At 62.3% G+C, this 19389-nt stretch carries 17 protein-coding genes; 8 read left to right on the top strand and 9 right to left on the bottom strand.

Annotated elements, in window-relative coordinates; all coding sequences use genetic code 11:
• Positions 1-12 precede the first annotated feature (12 nt).
• Genes GEV37_RS12765 through GEV37_RS12780 form a run of 4 tightly spaced genes read left to right on the top strand, consistent with a single transcriptional unit; the run spans position 13 to position 2606 of the window.
• Positions 13-858 (top strand): prepilin peptidase, encoded by an 846-nt coding sequence (locus GEV37_RS12765; RefSeq protein WP_227390640.1) that lies wholly within the window; start codon positions 13-15, stop codon positions 856-858.
• Positions 859-888: 30 nt separating this feature from the next.
• A complete protein-coding gene (gene coaE / locus GEV37_RS12770; RefSeq protein WP_227390641.1) occupies positions 889-1491 on the top strand; it encodes a dephospho-CoA kinase in 603 nt (200 codons plus the stop codon).
• A 7-nt stretch (positions 1492-1498) separates the two neighbouring features.
• Positions 1499-1729 (top strand): DNA gyrase inhibitor YacG, encoded by a 231-nt coding sequence (gene yacG, locus GEV37_RS12775; protein ID WP_227390642.1) that lies wholly within the window; start codon positions 1499-1501, stop codon positions 1727-1729.
• Positions 1730-1736: 7 nt separating this feature from the next.
• Entirely contained in the window at positions 1737-2606 is an 870-nt protein-coding gene (locus GEV37_RS12780; protein ID WP_227390643.1) for a DNA replication terminus site-binding protein, read from the top strand.
• Here GEV37_RS12780 and GEV37_RS12785 read toward each other — a convergent pair.
• The 9 genes from GEV37_RS12785 to GEV37_RS12825 form a co-directional block, all read right to left on the bottom strand.
• Positions 2597-2953, bottom strand: a complete 357-nt coding sequence (locus GEV37_RS12785) for a hypothetical protein (RefSeq protein WP_227390644.1) — start codon at positions 2951-2953, stop codon at positions 2597-2599. The two genes, GEV37_RS12780 and GEV37_RS12785, sit on opposite strands and share 10 nt — an antisense overlap.
• A gap of 561 nt (positions 2954-3514) precedes the next feature.
• Positions 3515-3889: a histone-like nucleoid-structuring protein, MvaT/MvaU family gene (locus tag GEV37_RS12790; RefSeq protein WP_227390645.1), complete on the bottom strand. Its 375-nt coding sequence runs from the start codon at positions 3887-3889 to the stop codon at positions 3515-3517.
• Positions 3890-4162: 273 nt separating this feature from the next.
• A complete protein-coding gene (gene rpsA, locus GEV37_RS12795) occupies positions 4163-5839 on the bottom strand; it encodes a 30S ribosomal protein S1 (protein ID WP_227390646.1) in 1677 nt (558 codons plus the stop codon).
• A gap of 193 nt (positions 5840-6032) precedes the next feature.
• A complete protein-coding gene (cmk, locus tag GEV37_RS12800) occupies positions 6033-6719 on the bottom strand; it encodes a (d)CMP kinase (RefSeq protein WP_227390647.1) in 687 nt (228 codons plus the stop codon).
• Entirely contained in the window at positions 6719-9004 is a 2286-nt protein-coding gene (locus GEV37_RS12805) for a bifunctional prephenate dehydrogenase/3-phosphoshikimate 1-carboxyvinyltransferase (protein WP_227390648.1), read from the bottom strand. The genes cmk and GEV37_RS12805 overlap by 1 nt, the downstream gene beginning before the upstream one ends.
• Positions 9001-10092, bottom strand: coding sequence for a prephenate dehydratase (pheA, locus tag GEV37_RS12810; protein ID WP_227390649.1), 1092 nt, complete (start codon positions 10090-10092; stop codon positions 9001-9003). Before pheA ends, GEV37_RS12805 begins: the two co-directional genes overlap by 4 nt.
• A gap of 5 nt (positions 10093-10097) precedes the next feature.
• Positions 10098-11201, bottom strand: coding sequence for a 3-phosphoserine/phosphohydroxythreonine transaminase (serC, locus tag GEV37_RS12815; protein WP_227390650.1), 1104 nt, complete (start codon positions 11199-11201; stop codon positions 10098-10100).
• The gene (gene gyrA / locus GEV37_RS12820; protein ID WP_227390651.1) at positions 11185-13896 is read right to left on the bottom strand and encodes a DNA gyrase subunit A; all 2712 of its coding nucleotides are present in this window, start codon (positions 13894-13896) and stop codon (positions 11185-11187) included. Before gyrA ends, serC begins: the two co-directional genes overlap by 17 nt.
• 172 nt (positions 13897-14068) lie before the next feature.
• Positions 14069-14512, bottom strand: a complete 444-nt coding sequence (locus GEV37_RS12825; RefSeq protein WP_227390652.1) for an acyl-CoA thioesterase — start codon at positions 14510-14512, stop codon at positions 14069-14071.
• A 168-nt stretch (positions 14513-14680) separates the two neighbouring features.
• Here GEV37_RS12825 and GEV37_RS12830 point away from each other — a divergent pair, with 168 nt between their 5' ends.
• The 4 genes from GEV37_RS12830 to metG all read left to right on the top strand — a co-directional run bounded on the left by GEV37_RS12830 (position 14681) and on the right by metG (position 19388).
• On the top strand, positions 14681-15622 hold the full coding sequence (locus GEV37_RS12830) for a recombination-associated protein RdgC (protein WP_227390653.1): 942 nt from the start codon (positions 14681-14683) through the stop codon (positions 15620-15622).
• Positions 15623-15670: 48 nt separating this feature from the next.
• Positions 15671-16852, top strand: a complete 1182-nt coding sequence (locus tag GEV37_RS12835) for a 1-acyl-sn-glycerol-3-phosphate acyltransferase (RefSeq protein ID WP_227390654.1) — start codon at positions 15671-15673, stop codon at positions 16850-16852.
• A gap of 110 nt (positions 16853-16962) precedes the next feature.
• Positions 16963-17244: a hypothetical protein gene (locus GEV37_RS12840; RefSeq protein ID WP_227390655.1), complete on the top strand. Its 282-nt coding sequence runs from the start codon at positions 16963-16965 to the stop codon at positions 17242-17244.
• A 107-nt stretch (positions 17245-17351) separates the two neighbouring features.
• The gene (metG, locus tag GEV37_RS12845) at positions 17352-19388 is read left to right on the top strand and encodes a methionine--tRNA ligase (protein ID WP_227390656.1); all 2037 of its coding nucleotides are present in this window, start codon (positions 17352-17354) and stop codon (positions 19386-19388) included.
• Position 19389 lies beyond the last annotated feature (1 nt).

Here is a 19389-nt window from a genome sequence, read left to right on the forward strand (position 1 = left end):
CTTTGGAGCACCATGGGTTTACCGCCAGTCATTCTTTATGCTTTCGTTTTCGTCGTCGGACTTTGCCTTGGCAGCTTCCTCAACGTGGTGATCACCCGCCTTCCGGTGATGCTGATGCGCCGCTGGCGAAGCGAGGCACTCGAAGCCCTCGAGATGCCCGCCGAGTCTGCCGCTCCTTTCAATCTTGCCACACCCGCCTCGCTCTGCCCGCACTGCGAAGCCCCCATTGCCTGGCACGACAACCTGCCGCTTCTGGGCTGGCTCAAGCGGCGCGGGCGCTGCGCGCAGTGCGATCAGCCCATCAGCATGCAGTATCCATTGGTGGAGCTCGCCGGCGGCCTGCTTGCGGTCGCGGTACTGGCGCTCTTTGGTATGGTGCCGCAGACGCTGTTCATCTATTCGGCGTGCCTGGTGCTGCTGGCTCTTTCAGTGATCGACTTTCGTACTTACCTGCTGCCGGATGCGTTGACGCTACCACTCTTATGGCTCGGCCTTGTCTATCAGCTCCTGTTTCAGCCCTACATGCTAGGTGATGCGGTGATCGGCGCCATGGCGGGCTATCTGAGCCTGTGGAGTTTCTACTGGCTGTTCAAGCTGGTCACCGGCAAGGAAGGCATGGGCTATGGCGACTTCAAGCTCCTGGCCGCGCTGGGCGCTTGGCTTGGCTGGACCTTTTTGCCGCTTCTGCTGGTGCTTTCGGCAGGGCTAGGCGCCACCGTCGGACTTGCCGCCCAGGCGTCTTCGCCCGCTCTGCGCGGCAAGCCGCTGCCCTTCGGCCCTTTTCTGGCGCTGGCTGGCTGGACATGCCTACTGGCCGGTGACGAGCTCTTCGCCCTGTACATGCGCCTCGGCGCCTGATCGAAACCACTGACTACTGGAATCACACTGATGATCGTTGGCTTGACAGGCGGTATCGGCTCGGGAAAATCCACCGTCGCGGTTGCCTTCGCAGCACTCGGGATACCCTACGTGGATGCCGACGATGTCGCTCGTGAAGTGGTCATGCCCGGCGAGCCGGCGCTCGACGAGATCCTTGCCCATTTCGGTGACGGCGTGCGCCTCGAAGATGGCACGCTGGATCGCGCAGCGCTGCGTGCTCGGATTTTTGACGCACCCGACGAGCGGCGCTGGCTCGAGTCCGTCACCCACCCCCGGATTCGCCAGCGCCTTGAAGAGCAGTTGGCAGAGCTCTGCACACGTGCGCCTTACGTACTGCTGGTGTCGCCACTGCTGTTCGAGTCGGGTCAGGATGCACTTGTCGCGCGCACGCTGGTGGTAGATGTTAGTATGCAGACACAGCGCGAGCGCACGCTGCGCCGCGACCGGGTCAGCGAAGCACAGGTCGATGCCATCTTGGCCGCCCAGCTCTCTCGGGAAGAGCGACTGGCACGTGCCGACGACGTGATCGACAACGAGGCCGATCCGGCCTTGCTCGCTTCCAAGGTCGACCTTCTCGACCAGCGCTACCGTTACCTGAGTTCCACCGCCTAGGAGTGTTATGTCACCGGCCAACGATTCACCGCTCGAAGTATCCTGCCCGCAGTGCACTAAACTAGTTTCATGGATACCGGACAGCGCCTACCGCCCTTTCTGCAGCAAACGTTGCCAGCTGCTGGATCTGGGCGCCTGGGCTGACGAAACACATCGCATCGGCGGCGAATCGGCCATGGATGAGGCCGATATCGAGACGCTGCTTGCCCAGGCCGACAAGGATGCCCCACTGAGCTGAGCCTTTCATGACCCGCTCCGAACCCACCGCTTATCGCCTTTACCACGAGCTCGACGCACGCTTCGATGCACTGCTCGAGGCCATTGATCAAGCCTCGACCCTCTACGAAGCCATTCGACCGCCGACCTGGCGGCTGGATGCCCTCGATGACATCGGCTGGTTTCGCGAGGCGCTGCTCGATATGTGGCACAAAGAGGGGCAGGATGGGCGCGAGACGCGCAACTACATCGGTGTGATCGCCGCCGATGAAGCGCTGCTCGAGGCAGTGGCGGAGGTCAATGTGGCCAAGAGTGCCATCAGTGAGCTGCTGGGACATATCAAGGCACTTTCACCCAGCGCCTTGAGCGAAGCCAAGGCGCGCTTGCCGGCGCGTCATCCCCGCGTAGGGGACGTGCTGCGCAAGACCGCCATGGCGAGACTTCATCTCAAGCAGTGCTGGCGCCACCTGCCCACCGCACCGGCACCGGTGGCCCGTGTACGCCTGGCTTGGTACACGAGCGGGCGCTCGATCAAGAAGCTGAGTGTTCAGCAGGCTGAAGCCAAGCTGCTGGCACTCGATACTGACGCCGCCCATGTTCGCATTCAATTGAAAAAGCTCGCGGGCCTTCCAAGTGACGAAACCCTGGCACAGGTACAGGCCCAGGCACCGCTGATGCGCGCCAACCTGTTCTTCGTCGAACCGCTGCTCGACGGCCATACCCGCCAGGCCATGAATATTGCCATGCCGCTGGTGGTGCCTGCGCAGGAGACGCGCTTGCCGCATATCAAGGCGCCTTCCATGCAGGCGCCCGCAACGCGCACACGCGCCAAGCGACGTGATGAAAAACTCGAGTCGGAACCTTTCCTGCCTAGCCTACGGATCTACCGCTACCGTTGAGAGTCACTATCACCGCGAGTCACTATCGGCGTGGTTTCGAGATCCCAGCGCCCATGATGTACGAGCAGTTCGACCAGCTCCTTCACGACCTTTGCACTGTAGCCATACTCCTTGCAAAGCGCTGTTAGGCGCTCACCAAAGAGCCGCTCGTGTTCCTGTGCCCGGCTCTCCTTCTCCTGCTCTTCCAGATCCGCGAGCGAACGCACGGGGGGGCCAGTAGGGATATCGAAATGATTGCCGGGCTCTTCGAGCTGCTTCAGCGCCTGAGCAAAAGCGTCGTCCAGTTCACGAAACTTGCGCAGCTTGTCGCGCTCGTCCAGCTGTTTGTGTGCCTTTTGATATTTCATCGACCTTACATTTACACCTTACTTAAGAAGAGAGCCAAGGATAGGTAGCGGTACACTCCCCACCAACGAACGGCGCTGGTCCATTCGAATACATGCTTGAGCAAGGAGTGACTTCACACGTTAAGCATAGTGCTATAGGTACGCGCCAGCGGTGTACTAACATCGAATTACCAAGCGAGAAAAGCCTTAACCAGAACCAGACCCTTCCCATAGTCAGGCTTCTCATAGCCAGGTGTCAGAGAGAGTGAACCGCCGGTGAAATCAGAGATGGCTGCTGGCACCCAGAGAAAGCGCTGACCTGACAATAATGAGTATAGACGCTATGCGAAGAACAGTACGACGGCGGTGATCGTCGTCTTGCTGCATTCGAATAAATGAAGCCCGTAATTAACCGATCTTTAATCGAATGCAAGCCTGACCGTGCCCTACTCATTGAACATCGATGAAGTGATGCGCATTGGATGAAAACGTTTACATAAAATCGAAGGCGCGAATCGCTTCAGGAAAAGGCATCTTGAATATAAAAATGCCGGTGCCCTGTTCAGGCTACCGGCACTATCCTTAACTATCCTGCTGCAGCCAGGACTCGACGGTTTCTTCACCGTACTCGTCCTTCCAGCTACGCAGGCCTTTATGATTGCCACCACGGGTTTCGATGACCTCACCGTTATGCGGGTTCTTGTAGACTTTCAAGCGGCGCTTGCGACGGCTGGAGGATGCGGCGGCTTTCGGAGCTGCGCTACGCTGTTCGCTGGAGGGTTCGAGGAGTGCCACGACATCGGCAGGGCGCTTGCCGAACTCGTTCATCAGCGCTTCGAGCTTGGACTTGAATTCCAGCTCACTCTTCAACCGCTGATCTCCTTCGAGACGCTGAAGATCTTCCTGAAGCTGCTTTAACTGCTGCTCTTTTTGAATATATTCGTTAAGAAGTGACATGGGGATTCCTTCAGAATAGAGATGAAACGAACCAGAGACACTGCATTATTGTATCGGTCTTCAAGTCGCCTTGAGGTGCTACCATTATTACTTTATTTACTCAAATTGACAATAGTCTAGTTGATCTCGAGCTATTTACTAATCGTTTTTTTTATATCTAGAGTTTAATATCTAAACTTTACTGTTGGCTGAAACCTTTCACTACCGATAGGTTTCATCGATACAAAAAAACGCCACCCGAAGGTGGCGTCCTTTAGCATGGAGTCGTGACGTTTAGTCTTGACCCATCTGCTGCTTGATCAGGTCACCGATCGTGGTAGCACCACCGGTTTCTGAATCCTGCTCGCGCAGTTTCTTCATGTTCTGACGCGTGTCGTCCTGCTCTTTCGCCTTGATCGACAGATTGATCTGACGGCTCTTGCGATCGACGTTGACGATGCGTGCTTCAACGCTGTCGCCTTCGCTGAGCACGTTACGCGCATCTTCGACACGGTCGGCGCTGATTTCAGACGCTTTCAGCACGGCGATGACGTCGGTTGCCAGTTCAACGTGAGCTTCCTTGGCGTCGACTTCGACGACGCGGCCAGTCACGATGCTGCCCTTGTCGTTGACAGAGAGGTATTCAGCGACAGGATCGGAATCCATCTGCTTGATACCCAGCGAGATGCGCTCGCGTTCCGGGTCGATCGACAGGATGACGGCTTCGGCTTCGTCGCCCTTCTTGAAGTGGCGAACCGCTTCTTCGCCAGTTTCCGTCCAGGAGATGTCGGACAGGTGAACCAGACCGTCGATGCCGCCTTCCAGGCCGATGAAGATACCGAAGTCGGTGATCGACTTGATAGTACCGGAAACGCGGTCGCCCTTGTTGTACTCGGCGTTGAAGGTTTCCCACGGGTTGGCGGTGCACTGCTTGATACCCAGGGAAATACGACGACGCTCTTCGTCAATGTCCAGAACCATGACTTCGACGTCGTCACCGACCTGCACGACCTTGGACGGGTGGATGTTCTTGTTGGTCCAGTCCATTTCGGAAACGTGAACCAGACCCTCGACACCCTCTTCCAGCTCCGCGAAGCAGCCGTAGTCGGTCAGATTGGTCACCACGGCCTGCACCTTGGTGCCTTCCGGGTAGCGTGCCTTGATGTTGACCCACGGATCTTCGCCCAGCTGCTTGAGGCCCAGCGATACGCGGTTGCGCTCGCGGTCGAACTTCAGCACCTTGACGTTGATCTCGTCGCCCACGGCCACGATCTCGGACGGATGCTTGATGCGCTTCCAGGCCATATCGGTGATGTGCAGCAGGCCATCGACGCCGCCGAGGTCAACGAAGGCGCCGTAGTCGGTCAGGTTCTTGACGATACCCTTGATCTGCTGGCCTTCCTGAAGAGTGGCGAGCAGCGCTTCACGCTCGGCGCTGTTCTCGGCTTCGAGTACGGCGCGGCGTGAGACGACGACGTTGTTGCGTTTCGGGTCGAGCTTGATGACCTTGAAGTCGAGCTCTTTGTTCTCCAGGTGCGCAGTGTCGCGAACCGGACGAACGTCGACCAGAGAACCCGGCAGGAAGGCACGGATGGAGTCGACGTCGACGGTGAAGCCGCCCTTGACCTTACCGTTGATCACGCCCTTGACGATCTCGTCTTTCTCGAAGGCCGCTTCCAGAATCTTCCAAGCTTCAGCACGCTTGGCTTTTTCGCGCGACAGACGGGTTTCGCCGAAGCCATCTTCGACGGCTTCGAGCGCCACGTGGACGTCGTCGCCGATCGCGATGTTGAGTTCGCCGTTTTCATCGCGGAACTGGGCCGCAGGGATTTGGCCTTCGGATTTCAGACCAGCATTGACGGTAACCCAGTCACCATCGATGTCGACAACTTGGGCCGCGACGATGGCGCCCGGCTCCATGTTGATGTCGTTAAGAGACTGTTCAAACAGTTCAGCAAAGCTTTCGCTCATGGTTTTCCTACGTGATCAACGTTGTTGAGGCATGACGCCTTCTCCGTACCACCAGCGAGTACGGGCCTATGTAACTCAGCTCTCGGGGGTGTTAGCGCTGGTTGGACCTGACCGGGCTCTCCGATATGAAGGATCATATGAACTGCCGCCCTGCCATGTCGTGACACCTTCCCAAAAACGCCGCAAGGGAGAGTCAGCGCCCGTCCGCAAGCCCTTTCTGGGCCAGCAGCTGGATCAACCGATCAACCACTTCCGGTATACTCAGGCGCGTGGTATCAAGCGTGATGGCATCATCTGCCGGCTTGAGCGGGGCCACGCTGCGCTGCGTGTCGCGTGCATCGCGTGCCTGAATCTCCTTCAAAAGACTCGAAAGACTAGCATCTACACCGGCGGCCTGCAACTGCTGGTACCGCCGTCGGGCACGCTCTTCGGCGCTGGCCGTCAAGAATATCTTCAGGGGTGCCTCGGGGAACACCACGGTGCCCATGTCGCGACCATCGGCCACCAGTCCCGGCGCCTTGCAGAAGTCGCGCTGGCGGTCGAGCAGACTCTGGCGCACCCCAGGAAGCGACGCCACCCTGGAGGCCCGCTCGCCGGCCTGTTCGGTGCGGATCAGGCGAGTCACGTCCTCACCTTCGAGCAGCGTGCGCGCGGCGCCCTGCTCGACGGGAAAGGCGATATCCAGGCGCGCCGCCAGCGCCTCGAGCGCGGCTTCGTCATCGAGCGCGACGCCGTGCTTGACCGCCGCCTGGGCGGTCAGCCGATAAAGCGCGCCGCTATCCAGCAGGTGCCAGCCCAACCGCTCGGCGATCAGGCCGCTGATGGTTCCCTTGCCGGCGCCGCCCGGGCCATCGATGGTGAGTACAGGAATCGACACCATTACGCCCGCGCCTCCTCGGCCGTCATGCCGATGCGTTCTAGAAGGCCCAGAAAGCCGGGGAAAGAGGTCGCTACGTTGGCGCAATCCTCGATCACGATCTCGCTGGAGGCCCTGAGCGCGGCGACGGCAAAGGCCATAGCGATGCGGTGATCGCCAAGACTGTCGACGGTGCCACCGGCGTAGCTGGGCGATTCGCCAGCGCCCGCGGTGCGCCCGACGATATCGATACCATCCTCGACCAGGGTATGCTCGACGCCCAGCACCGCGAGTCCGTCGGCCATCGCCTGGAGACGGTCGGACTCCTTGACCCGCAGTTCCTCGGCGCCGCGCAGGCGCGTGGTGCCCTCGGCATTGGCGGCAGCGATGAACAGTGCCGGGAACTCGTCGATCGCCAGCGGCACCTGCTCGACGGGGATGTCGATACCGGACAGCGGCGCGTAGCGAATGCGAATGTCCGCCACCGGCTCACCGCCGACCTCGCGCTCGTTCTCGAAGGCGAGATTCGCGCCCATCAGCGACAGGATGTTGATCACACCGATGCGCGTGGGGTTCATGCCGACGTGCTCAAGGGTAATGTCCGAGCCTGGGGTGATCGCCGCGGCGACCAGAAAGAACGTCGCCGAGGAGATGTCTGAAGGCACGTCGATCGGGCCTGCCGTGAGCGTATGGCCGCCCTCGAGCCAGCAGGTGTCGCCTTCGCGAGACACCGGATAGCCGAAGCCGTTGAGCATGCGCTCGGTGTGATCGCGGGTAGGGGCCGGCTCGCGCACGCGAGTCTCGCCCTCGGCGTAGAGCCCGGCGAGCAGCAGGCAGGATTTCACCTGGGCGCTGGCCATCGGCATGTCGTAACGAATGCCCTTGAGCGATGCACCGCCTTTGATGGCAAGCGGCGGCCGGCCGCCCTCGGCGGTCTCGATGGTGGCGCCCATCGCTCTCAAGGGGTCCGCCACGCGTCCCATGGGGCGCTTGGTGAGCGACTCGTCGCCGGTCAGTTCGCTATCGAAGGCTTGTCCGGCCAGAAGGCCCGCGAACAGCCGCATGGCGGTCCCGGAGTTGCCGACGTAAAGCGGCCCCGCCGGCGCCTTCAAGCCATGCAGGCCAACGCCGTGAATGGTCACGCGCCCCTGGTGGGGGCCTTCGATGGCCACGCCCATTTCACGAAATGCCTGAAGCGTGGCCAGGCTGTCCTCGCCTTCAAGAAATCCTTTCACTTCGGTGACGCCATCGGCCAGCGCCCCCAGCATGATGGAGCGGTGGGACATGGACTTGTCGCCGGGTACCCGCAGCCGGCCCTGGGCCTGACCGCCGGGTTGGACACGGTAAGTGACGCGCTGCTGAGAATGCATATGGTACTCCGCCTGGTAACTGGTTTTACTGAGTAGGGTTCCAAAGTAGCGCCGCGCATGGCTCGCCCGGTCGAAGGTGGCGATCAGCGCATCGCTGTCGCCGGAGGCGATCGCCGCGCGCAGCGTCTTGAGCCCCGCCTCGAAATCGTCGAGCGACGAAAGTACCGCGTCACGGTTGGCGATAAAGATATCGCGCCACATGACCGGGTCGCTGCCAGCAATGCGGGTGAAGTCGCGAAAGCCGCCGGCGGCGTAACGAAAGATGTCGAGCCGCTCGTCCTGGCGGGCCAGCGTATCGACCAGCGAGAACGCCAGCAGATGCGGCAGATGGCTGGTGCGCGCCAGTACCTGATCGTGGCGCTCGACGCTCATCTCGAGCACCTCGGCACCACACGCCTGCCACAGCGCGCGCACCCGTTCGAGCGCGCGCGTTCGGGTATCGGGTTCCGGGGTCAGGATCACCTTGTGATCGACGTAGAGCTCGGGATTGGCGGCGTCCACGCCGCTCTTCTCGGAGCCCGCGATAGGGTGGCCCAGCACGACACTTGCGGGCATGCGGTCGAAAACGCGCACCACGCTTTCGCGAATCGTGCCTTTGGTGCTGCCGACATCGGTGATGACCACGTCCGGCGCGGCGCGGCCGATGTTCGCGGCCACGCTTTCGAGCACCGACTCCATGGCCAGCACCGGTACAGCGAGCACGATCATCGACACGCCGTCGAGAAGCGGCGCGAGCTCGCAGCCGCCGGCCTCGATCAACCCCTTCTCGATACCGAGGGCGATTTCGCTCTCGCTCGGATCACAAGCCACGATACGTCCGTAAAAGCCTCGCGCCTTGAGGGCAGCGGCGAGTGAGCCGCCCATCAAGCCGAGCCCGACGATCAGAAGTGCCGGCTCGCGGCACCCGCCGCCCGGTACAAAGGCCACACGCTCGGTCACAGCACGCCCTGGGGGTAGGAACCCAGTACGCGAAGCTCCAGCGCCTGCTGACTCACTTCCTCGAGCATGGCGGCCACGCCAGGCTCGTCACGATGGCCCTTGAAGTCGATGAAGAAGACGTAGTTCCAGACGCCGGTGCGCGAGGGACGCGTCTCGATGCGGGTCAGGTCGATGCCGTGGCGATGGAAGGGTTCGAGCAGATCATGAAGCGTTCCTGGCTGATTGCGCATCGCTACCACTACCGAGGTCTTGTCCTCGCCGCACATCGGCACGTCGTCGCTGCCGATGATCAAAAAACGGGTCGAGTTGTCCGGCCGATCCTCGATCTTTTCGGCGATGTGGGCCAGCCCGTAAAGCTTGGCCGCCATGTCACCGGCAATCGCCGCGCTGTGCCATTCGGTCTTGACCAGCTTAGCCGCCTCGGCGTTGGAGGAGACCGGCACGCGCTCGGCGTGAGGAAAGTGCGCGTCGAGCCACTTGCGACACTGACCGAAGGACTGCGGATGCGAATAGATGCGGGTGATCTTGTCGCGCCGGGTATTCTCGCTCACTAGCAGGTGGTGGTGAATGCGCAGCACGACCTCGCCACAGATCCGGATCGAGGAGTCGATGAAGGTGTCGAGGGTATGGTTGACCACGCCTTCGGTGGAGTTCTCGACCGGGACCACGCCGTAGTTGACCGCGCCGGCCTCGACCTCGCGAAACACCTCGTCGATCGCTGCCATGGGCAGGCTGACGGCGCTGTCGCCGAAATGCTTGAGCGCCGCCTGCTGGGTGAAGGTGCCCTCGGGGCCGAGGTAGGCCACCTTGATGGGCTTCTCCAGCGCCAGACACGCCGACATGATCTCGCGAAACAGCCGCGCCATCTCTTCGGCGTCGAGCGGCCCTTCGTTGAGCGCCATGATCCGGCGCAGTACCTGGGCCTCGCGCTCGGGGCGGTAGAAGATGGCGTTCTCGTCCTCGGCGAGCTTGACGTGTGCCACCTGCTGGGCGCAGCTGGCACGCTCGCTGATCAGGCGCACGATGTCACCATCGAGCTGGTCGATGCGCTGACGCAGCGCCTCGAGGTTGATCGGCGTATCTGACATGGATCCTAGCCCTTTCGTTGTTCGAAATCGTGCATGAAGGCGATCAGCGCGTCCACGGCGGCTTCCGGGACGGCGTTGTAGAGACTCGCCCGCATCCCGCCAACGCTGCGATGGCCTTTCAGGTTCAAGAGCCCCGCTGCCTCCGCCTCGCTCAAAAACGCTTTATCGAGCGCACTATCGGCGAGCACGAAGGGCACGTTCATGCGCGAGCGGTTGTGCCTCGCGATCGGGTTCGAGTAGAAGTCGCTGTCATCGATGGCGCGGTAGAGCTTGTCGGCCTTGCGCTGGTTCAGCGCATCGATGGCCGCCAGCCCGCCCATCTCGTTCTCCAGCCAGTCGAAGACCAGCCCGGAGAGATACCAGGCGTAGGTCGGCGGCGTGTTGACCATCGACTCCGCTTCGGCGAGCGCCTGGTAGTCGAACAGCGTCGGGGTGCGGGCGAGTGCATGCCCGATCAAATCCTCGCGCACGATGACCAGCGTAAGCCCGGCGGGCCCGATGTTCTTCTGGGCGCCTGCGTAGATGACGCCGAAATCGGTCACGTCGATGGGCCCGGACAGAATGCTCGAGGACATGTCGCATACCAGCGGCACGTCCGCGCCATCGGCACGGGCGAGCGTCGGCACGTAGTCGAACTCGAGTCCGCCGATGGTCTCGTTGGCGGTGTAGTGCAGGTAGGCGGCGTCATCGCTCACCTGAAGGCTTTCGCGCGATGGCACCTCAATATGGCCGTTGGACTCGCTTTCGCCTGCCACGTGGCAGTCGAAGCCAAGGTGGCGGGCTTCGGCCAGCGCCTTCTTGCCCCAGATACCGGTCTGGATGAAGTTGGCGCGCCCGCCGCGGCCCAGAAGGTTCATCGGCAGCATGGCGAACTGCATGCTCGCCCCGCCCTGCAGAAACAGCACCCGGTACTGCTCCGGTATGCCCATCAGCCGACGCAGGCAGGCCTCGGCCTGGTGAGCGATACCGGCGAACTCGTCGCTGCGATGACTCATTTCCATGACCGAAAGGCCACGCCCTTCGAAATCGAGCATCTCGCGCTGGGCGCGCGCCAGCACCGCGTCGGGCAGGGCCGCCGGCCCCGCGCAGAAGTTATAGTGACGTGTCATCTTGGCCTTGGTCCTCTTCAACGCCGTTCGTCGCCGTTTGCGGTGCACCGTCGAGGTCGGTCTCCTCCTCTTCCTGGGGAGCGTCGACGGGCTCGTCGACCCGAACGGTCTTCACCAGTTTCTCTTCCTTGCCCAGGCGGATCAGCATCACGCCCTGGGTATTGCGCGAGGTAGTGGAAACCTCCTCGACCCGGGTACGCACCAGCGTGCCCCGGTCGGTGATCAGCATCATCTCGTCGCTGTCGTAGACCTGCATCGCCGCGACCAGCGCGCCGTTACGCTCGCTGGTCTGCATCGCGATCACGCCCTGGCCGCCGCGTCCGCGCAGCGGAAACTCCTCGAGACGGGTACGCTTGCCGTAGCCGTTCTCGCTGGCGGTGAGGATGTAGATCTGACCTTCGGCTTGGGGCTGCACGTCCTGCGCGGTCGCTTCGCCCTCTTCGCCATCGGCTTCGGCATCGATCTGCTGGCTTTTGGGAATGATCAGGCTGATCACTTCCGCATCATCGAGCAGACGCATGCCACGCACTCCGCGGGCGGTACGGCCCATGGCGCGCACGTTGCTCTCCTCGAAGCGAATCGCCTTGCCGTTCGAGGAGAGCAGCATGGCGTGATCGGACCCGGAGGTGATCGCCGCGCCGACCAGGCGGTCGTCCTCTTCGAGGTCGATCGCGATCAGGCCGACCGAACGGGGCCGCGAGAACTGCTCGAGGCTGGTGCGCTTGACCGTGCCCTTGGCGGTGGCGAAGAAGATGTAGTGGTTCGGGTCGTAGTCGCGCACCGGCAGGATGGCATTGATCGACTCGCCCTCCTCCAGCGGCAGCATGTTGACCAAGGGCTTGCCCCGCGAGCCGCGGCTGGCGTTGGGCATCTCGTAGACCTTGAGCCAGTACACCTTGCCGCGGTTGGAGAACAGCAGCACCGTGTCGTGGGTCGAGGCGACGAGCAGATGCTCGATGACGTCTTCGTCCTTCATCGAGGTGGCGGACTTGCCGCGACCGCCACGGCGCTGGGCCTGGTAGTCGGAAAGCGGCTGAGTCTTGGCGTAGCCGGAGCGCGACACCGTGACCACCATGTCCTCCTCGGCGATGAGGTCCTCGATGGAGAGATCTAGGTGGCTCGCCTGGATCTCGGTGCGGCGGTCGTCGCCGTACTGATCGCGCACCGCATGAAGCTCCTCGCGAATCACTTCCATCAGGCGCTCGGCAGAGGCGAGAATCTCGGTCAGCTCGGCGATGCGCTGCAGGATCGCCAGGTACTCGTCGAGCAGCTTCTCGGTCTCGAGCCCGGTCAGGCGATGCAGGCGCAGCTCCAGAATCGCCTGGGCCTGGGCCGGCGACAGCCGGTACTCGGTGGCCAGGGTGTTGAGACCGAACCCTTCGTCGAGATCGTCGGGCTTGCAGGAGGTCGCGCCGGCGCGCTCGAGCATGCCGGTCACCTGGCCGGGCTGCCACACTTTCTCCAGCAGCTTCTCCTTCGCTTCGGCGGCGTTGGGAGAAGCCTTGATCAGCTCGATCACTTCGTCGATGTTGGAGATCGCGACGGTCAGGCCTTCGAGGATGTGACCACGCTCGCGCGCCTTTCTGAGCTCGAACAGCGTACGACGAGTGACGACTTCGCGGCGATGGCGAATGAACGCTTCGAGCATCTCCTTGAGGTTCAAGGTGCGCGGCTGGCCGTTCTCCAGCGCCACCATGTTGATGCCGAAGACGTTCTGGAGCTGAGTCTGGGCGAACAGGTTGTTGACCACCACCTCGCCTGATTCACCGCGCTTGATCTCGATGACCACGCGAAGCCCATCCTTGTCGGACTCGTCGCGAAGCTCCGCGATGCCCTCGATGCGCTTCTCCTTTACCAGCTCGGCGATCTTCTCGATCAGCCGCGCCTTGTTCACCTGATAGGGAAGCTCGGTGATGATGATGTGGTCGCGCCCGGTCTTGTCGTGGTGCTCGATGGTGTGAGCAGCGCGCACGTAGATGCGTCCACGCCCGGTACGGTAGGCATCGAGGATGCCCGCGCGGCCATTGATGATGCCCGCCGTGGGGAAATCGGGGCCCGGGATGTACTGCATCAAATCGTCGATGGTCAACGTATAGTCGTCGATCAGCGCCAGGCAGCCGTCGATGACTTCGCGCATGTTGTGCGGCGGGATGTTGGTCGCCATGCCCACGGCGATGCCCGAGGAGCCGTTGATCAGAAGGTTCGGCACCTTGGTCGGCAGCACTTCCGGAATACGCTCGGTGCCGTCGTAGTTGTCGACCCAGTCGACGGTGTCCTTCTCAAGATCCGCCAGAAGCTCGTGGGCCAGGCGCGCCATGCGCACCTCGGTGTAACGCATGGCGGCCGCGTTGTCGCCGTCGATCGAGCCGAAGTTGCCTTGGCCGTCGACTAGCACATGGCGCATGGAAAAATGCTGCGCCATGCGCACGATGGTGTCGTACACCGCACTGTCGCCGTGGGGGTGATACTTACCGATGACATCGCCGACGACACGCGCCGACTTCTTGTACGGTTTGTTCCAGTCGTTGCTCAGTTCGTGCATGGCGAACAGCACGCGGCGATGCACCGGCTTCAAGCCATCGCGAACGTCCGGCAGCGCGCGGCCGATGATGACGCTCATCGCATAGTCGAGGTACGACTGCTTCAGCTCGTCTTCGATATTGACGGGCAAGATTTCTCTGGCGATGTCACCCATGAAAGTCAGATCCTTTGCACTGCATTGGCACTGCGAGAGTTGAAAGCGCTTTTATTTCGCCCTGATAGCGAACCCAGCGGCGAGCGCACATACGCACACATCATACCACTGCAAGCGCATCAAGGGCAGTCAGCGAAAGGTCTCGACTTCGCGGCAAGCGCCGCCTTGCACGTCACTCTGTGTCGAGCGTGAACGCCTCGCGCTCGACACAGAGTTTCTCCAGTACCTCACGCACCGCTTCCTCGATCGGGCACGCCTCGTTGGCTTTCACGTCGAGCAGCACGAAGGTGAGATCCGCCTGGGCTACCACCTTGCCGTCGCTGGACAGAATGCGATGATGGCAACGCGCGCTGCGCTCGCCGATGTCGAGAATACCGGTCAGCACGTGCAGGTCGTCGTTCTGCACCGCCGCGCGCTTGTAGTCGATGTTCAGGTTGACCACCACGAAGGCGCGCCCCGCCTTGTGGAGTTCGCGGATCAGCTCGGCGTGATCATCGAAGAAGGCCCAGCGCCCCTCCTCCATGAATTCGAGATAACGGGCGTTGTTGACGTGGCCATACCCGTCAAGGTGGTAGCCGCGCACGCGCAGATCGACACGAGTAATGGAAGATGACATGAAAGACTCCTGTGGGGTCATGGTGAGTGCGCCCATTAGCTCGACGGGCGCGGGGTTTTATCAAACGCAGGTTTCAAACGTATGCAATGAAGCGGTGTTCGCGCAATAGGCTGGCAGGAGCGGGTCGGTTTCGACATAATGTGCCCCCTTTTGCACAGGATCGGTGATATGTGGTTCAAGCACCTGCACTTATATCGTCTGCACGGCGAGTTCGCGCTCGACGCAGCGGCGCTGGAAGGCGCCCTCGAACCCCAGGCGGCAAGGCCTCTGGGCGGTGCGGATGCGCGCCGATTGGGCTGGACGGCACCGGCAGGACGCTTGGGCGGTGGTCAGCTTCTTCACGAGATCCAAGGGCACCGGCTGCTGTCCGCCCTGCGCCAGGAGCGCCTGCTTCCGGCCTCCGTGGTAAAGGAGGAGCTCGATGAGCGGGTGGCGGATATCGAGGCACAGGAGGGGCGCAAGGTCACCCGCAAGGAGAAGACCACCCTCAAGGAGCAGATTACCGAGGAGCTGATGCCGCGCGCCTTCGTGCGCAGCCAGAAGGTGGATCTCTGGTGGGATACGCGTGCCAACCTGATCGGTATCAACGCAAGCTCAAGAAGCCGCTGCGAGGAGATTCTCGATCTGCTGCGCGAGACCCTGGGCTCGCTCAAGGTCACGCCGGTCACCTCCCAGACGCTGCCGATCCGCGCCATGACCACCTGGCTTGGCGACGCCGCGAGCCGCCCGGCGGACATGCAGCTCGGCGACCAGGTCGAGCTCAAGGCCAAGGGGGATGACGGCGTGCTGCGCGCCCGCCAGGTCGACCTCGACAGCGACGAGATCCAGCAGCTGCTGGAGAGCGGTCGTCAGGCGAGCAAGCTGGCCCTCGGGCTCGAAGGCCGCTTGAGCCTGGTGCTGCACGACGACCTGGCGCTCAAGTCGCTACGCTTTGGCGATGCCTTGATCGAAGAGGCAGATCACGCCGACGATGGCGACGACGCCCTGGCGCGTCTGGAGACCGACTTCATCCTGATGGCGCAGTCGCTGTCCCAGGACATCACCCGGCTGCTCGAGTGGCTCGGCGGCGAAGCGCAGAAAGAACCGAGCGCGCTGCAAGGCGCAAGCTAAACCGACGCTTGGACATCCTCGACCTGGCTGACTCTCATGACGGATCGCATGACTGACCCACTTCTCGCCCCTACTGCCGCCACCGCCGACGACCCCTGGGGCGACATCCGCCCCTACATGGATCACGAGGTTCAGGAGGTGCTCACCCGGCTCAGCCACGACAGCGAGCTGCTCGATGCGCTGACCCGGTTTCGTCTGCCCCGGCTCGCCAGATGGGCACCGGCGCTCGCGCGCCTGATCGCCGCTCGCGCGGTGCGCCGCGAGATTGCAAGCGTGACCTCGGTGCGCGACTTCCAGATGCGCATCGCAAGCTACATGGAACGCATGATTCGCACCACCACCGACGCCTTCGAGGTATCGGGACTGGACAAGCTCGACCCGCAAAGCGCTTATCTTTTCATCGGCAATCATCGCGACATCTCGCTGGACCCGGCCTTCGTCAACTACGCGCTCTACCAGTCCGGGCGCGATACGGTGCGCATCGCCATCGGCGACAACCTTCTCAAGAAGCCCTACGTCACCGACCTGATGCGGCTCAACAAGAGCTTCATCGTGCCCAGAAGCGCCCGCGGCAAGCGCGCCATGCTCGCCGCCTACCAGCAGCTGTCCGGCTACATTCGCCACTCGATCACCGCGGACAACCATTCGATCTGGATGGCCCAGCGCGAGGGGCGTGCCAAGAACGGCATCGACCGCACCGACCCTGCGATCATCAAGATGCTGACCATGGCCAAGCGCGGCGATCCGGGCGATTTCGTCTTCGGCGAAGCAGTGGCGGAGCTCAAGCTGGTGCCGGTATCGATCAGCTACGAGTACGACCCCTGCGATCTCCAGAAGGCGCAGGAGCTTCATGACGTGGCGACCAAGGGCAGCTACGCCAAGAGCGAATTCGAGGACATCCGCTCGATCGTGGCCGGCATCACCGGCAGCAAGGGGCGCGTCCAGCTACGTTTCGGTCAGCCGGTGAACGCGGACATGGCGACCCCCGACGAGGTGGCCGCCGAAATCGACCGCCAGGTGATCGGTGGCTACCGACTCTTCCCCAGCCACTACCTGGCGCTCGAGGCACTCGGCGAGGCACCGGAGCTGATCGCCCGCAAGGCGATCACCCGGGAGGATCGCGCCCGCTTCAACGAGCGCCTGGCGGGCGTCCCCGAGGCGCTCAAGCCGTTCTGGCTCGCCCAGTACGCCAACCCGGTCAAGCACAAGGCGGGCCGGCTGGGCCGCTGAAGCGCGAGCCGCCCACCGGTTCATGTTGCACCAGGCAAAAAGTGCTATGGTCAAGGCATTCATCACAAGGTTTTGGGCCTGCCTGCGGGCGGGCCGACGAGGAGCGCTCCATGTCTGCATCCGAAATTCAGAAAACCCGCGTCATCAACGAGTTGCGCGGCTTCATTCGCAAACTGCTGCAGGACCCGGAGATTCTGCGCCAGTCGCTTTCCATTGCCCGCGAAGAGCTTGCCGGAGGCTCCGGCCCTGCGGTGATGGCGCGCATCGCCAACGAAATTTCCGACACCACCAGCGTGCACATTCCCGAGGACCCCGCAGAGCACTCCGAGGCGGACAAGCTCTTTCTGGAGCTTCTCAAGGAAGTGGTGCAGGAGGAGCAGGCGCTCTACTGAATCGCGCCACGCCCGACCGCCCCTTGTCCCGGCGAACACCGTGATCGGCGAAGCGCCTCCTTCGCCGACTTTTTTTCGTTACTGCCCAACCGGAAGCACTCCCGATCATGTCAAATTCCGCCCCGCGCAACATACTGGTGACCAGCGCCCTGCCCTACGCCAACGGTGACATTCACCTGGGCCATCTTCTCGAGTACATCCAGACGGATATCTGGGTACGCTTTCAGAAAAGCCGCGGCCACCACTGCTACTACGTGTGCGCCGACGACGCCCACGGTACCGCCATCATGCTGCGTGCCGAACAGGAAGGCATCACGCCGGAAGCGCTGATCGAGCGGGTCTCGAACGCTCACCAAGTGGACTTCGCCACCTTCGGCGTGGGCTTCGACAACTACCACTCCACCCACTCCGACGAAAACCGCTACTTCAGCGAGCTGATCTACACGCGCCTGCGCGATCAAGGCCACATCGCCACCCGCGATATCGAGCAGATGTTCGATCCGGTCAAGGGGCTGTTTCTGGCGGATCGCTTCATCAAGGGCACCTGCCCGAAGTGCCATTCCGATGATCAGTACGGCGACAACTGCGAGAAGTGCGGCGCCACCTACACTCCGGCAGAGCTGATCGACCCGGTCTCGGCGATCTCGGGAGCTACGCCGGAAGTCAGGAGCTCGACCCACTACTTCTTCAAGCTGCCGGAGTTCAGCGCGTTCCTGGAGGCGTGGATCAACGACGGTCACGTCCAGCCGCAGATCCGCAACAAGCTGATGGAGTGGTTCGAGTCCGGCTTCAATGAGTGGGACATCTCTCGTGACGCGCCCTACTTCGGCTTCGAGATCCCTGACGCCCCGGGCAAGTACTTCTACGTCTGGCTCGACGCGCCGATCGGTTATCTTGCGAGCTTCAAGAACCTGTGCGAGCGCGAAGGCATCGACTTCGACAGCTTCTGGGAGAAGGAGTCGAGCGCCGAGGTGTACCACTTCATCGGCAAGGACATCGTCTACTTCCACGCCCTGTTCTGGCCGGCGATGCTCCACGGCGCCGGGATGCGCACGCCGACGGCGGTCAACTGTCACGGCTTCTTGACCGTCGACGGCGCCAAGATGTCGAAGTCACGGGGCACCTTCATCAAGGCCGCCACCTACGCCGAGCATCTGAACCCGGAGTATCTTCGCTACTACTTCGCCGCCAAGTTGAGCGCAGGCGTCGACGATCTCGACTTGAACCTCGAGGATTTCGCCGCCCGGGTCAACGCGGACCTGGTCGGCAAGGTGGTCAACATCGCCAGCCGTTGCGCGGGCTTCATCAAGAAGCTCGGCGGCTGCAGGCTTTCCGCGCGCTGCGCTGAGCCCGAGCTCGTTGAGCGGTTCATCCAGGCCGGCGACGACATCGCCCGGGACTTCGAGGCCCGCGAGTTCGGCCGCGCCATGCGCAAGATCATGGAGCTTGCCGACGACGCTAACACCTACATCGCCGACCAGGCGCCCTGGGCGCTGGCCAAGGAAGAAGGCCGCGAGCAGCAGGTGCTGGAGATCTGCTCCGTGGGCATCAACCTGTTCCGCCAGCTGATGGTCTATCTTGCCCCGGTGGTGCCGGCCATGGCTTTTGAGGCGCAGCGCTTTCTCAAGCTCGATACGCTCGACTGGGCGAGCCGCGTCACGGTGCTGACCGACCACGAGATCGAGAAGTTCAAGCCGCTGATGACGCGCATCGAGCGCGACAGGGTCAACGCCATGATCGAGGCGTCAAAGGAGGATCTGGTGGAAGAGCAGAAGCTCAAGGAAACCCCCAAGGGGCCGCTGGCCGACGAGCCGATCGCGGCGGAAATCGGCTTCGACGACTTCGCCAAGGTGGACCTTCGCATCGCGCGGATCGCCAAGGCGCAGTACGTCGAGGGCGCCGACAAGCTGCTGCAATTGACGCTGGATCTCGGCGGCGAGACGCGTAACGTTTTCTCCGGCATTCGCAGCGCTTACTCGCCGGAAGCGCTCGAGGGGCGCCTGACGGTGATGGTGGCGAACCTGGCACCGCGCAAGATGCGCTTCGGCCTCTCCGAGGGCATGGTGCTGGCCGCCGGCGACGACGAAGGTATCTACCTGATGTCGCCGGACAGCGGCGCCAAGCCGGGCCAGCGGGTAATGTAAC

The organism is Vreelandella malpeensis (assembly GCF_020622355.1).
Classification (GTDB): Bacteria; Pseudomonadota; Gammaproteobacteria; order Pseudomonadales; family Halomonadaceae; genus Vreelandella; species Vreelandella malpeensis.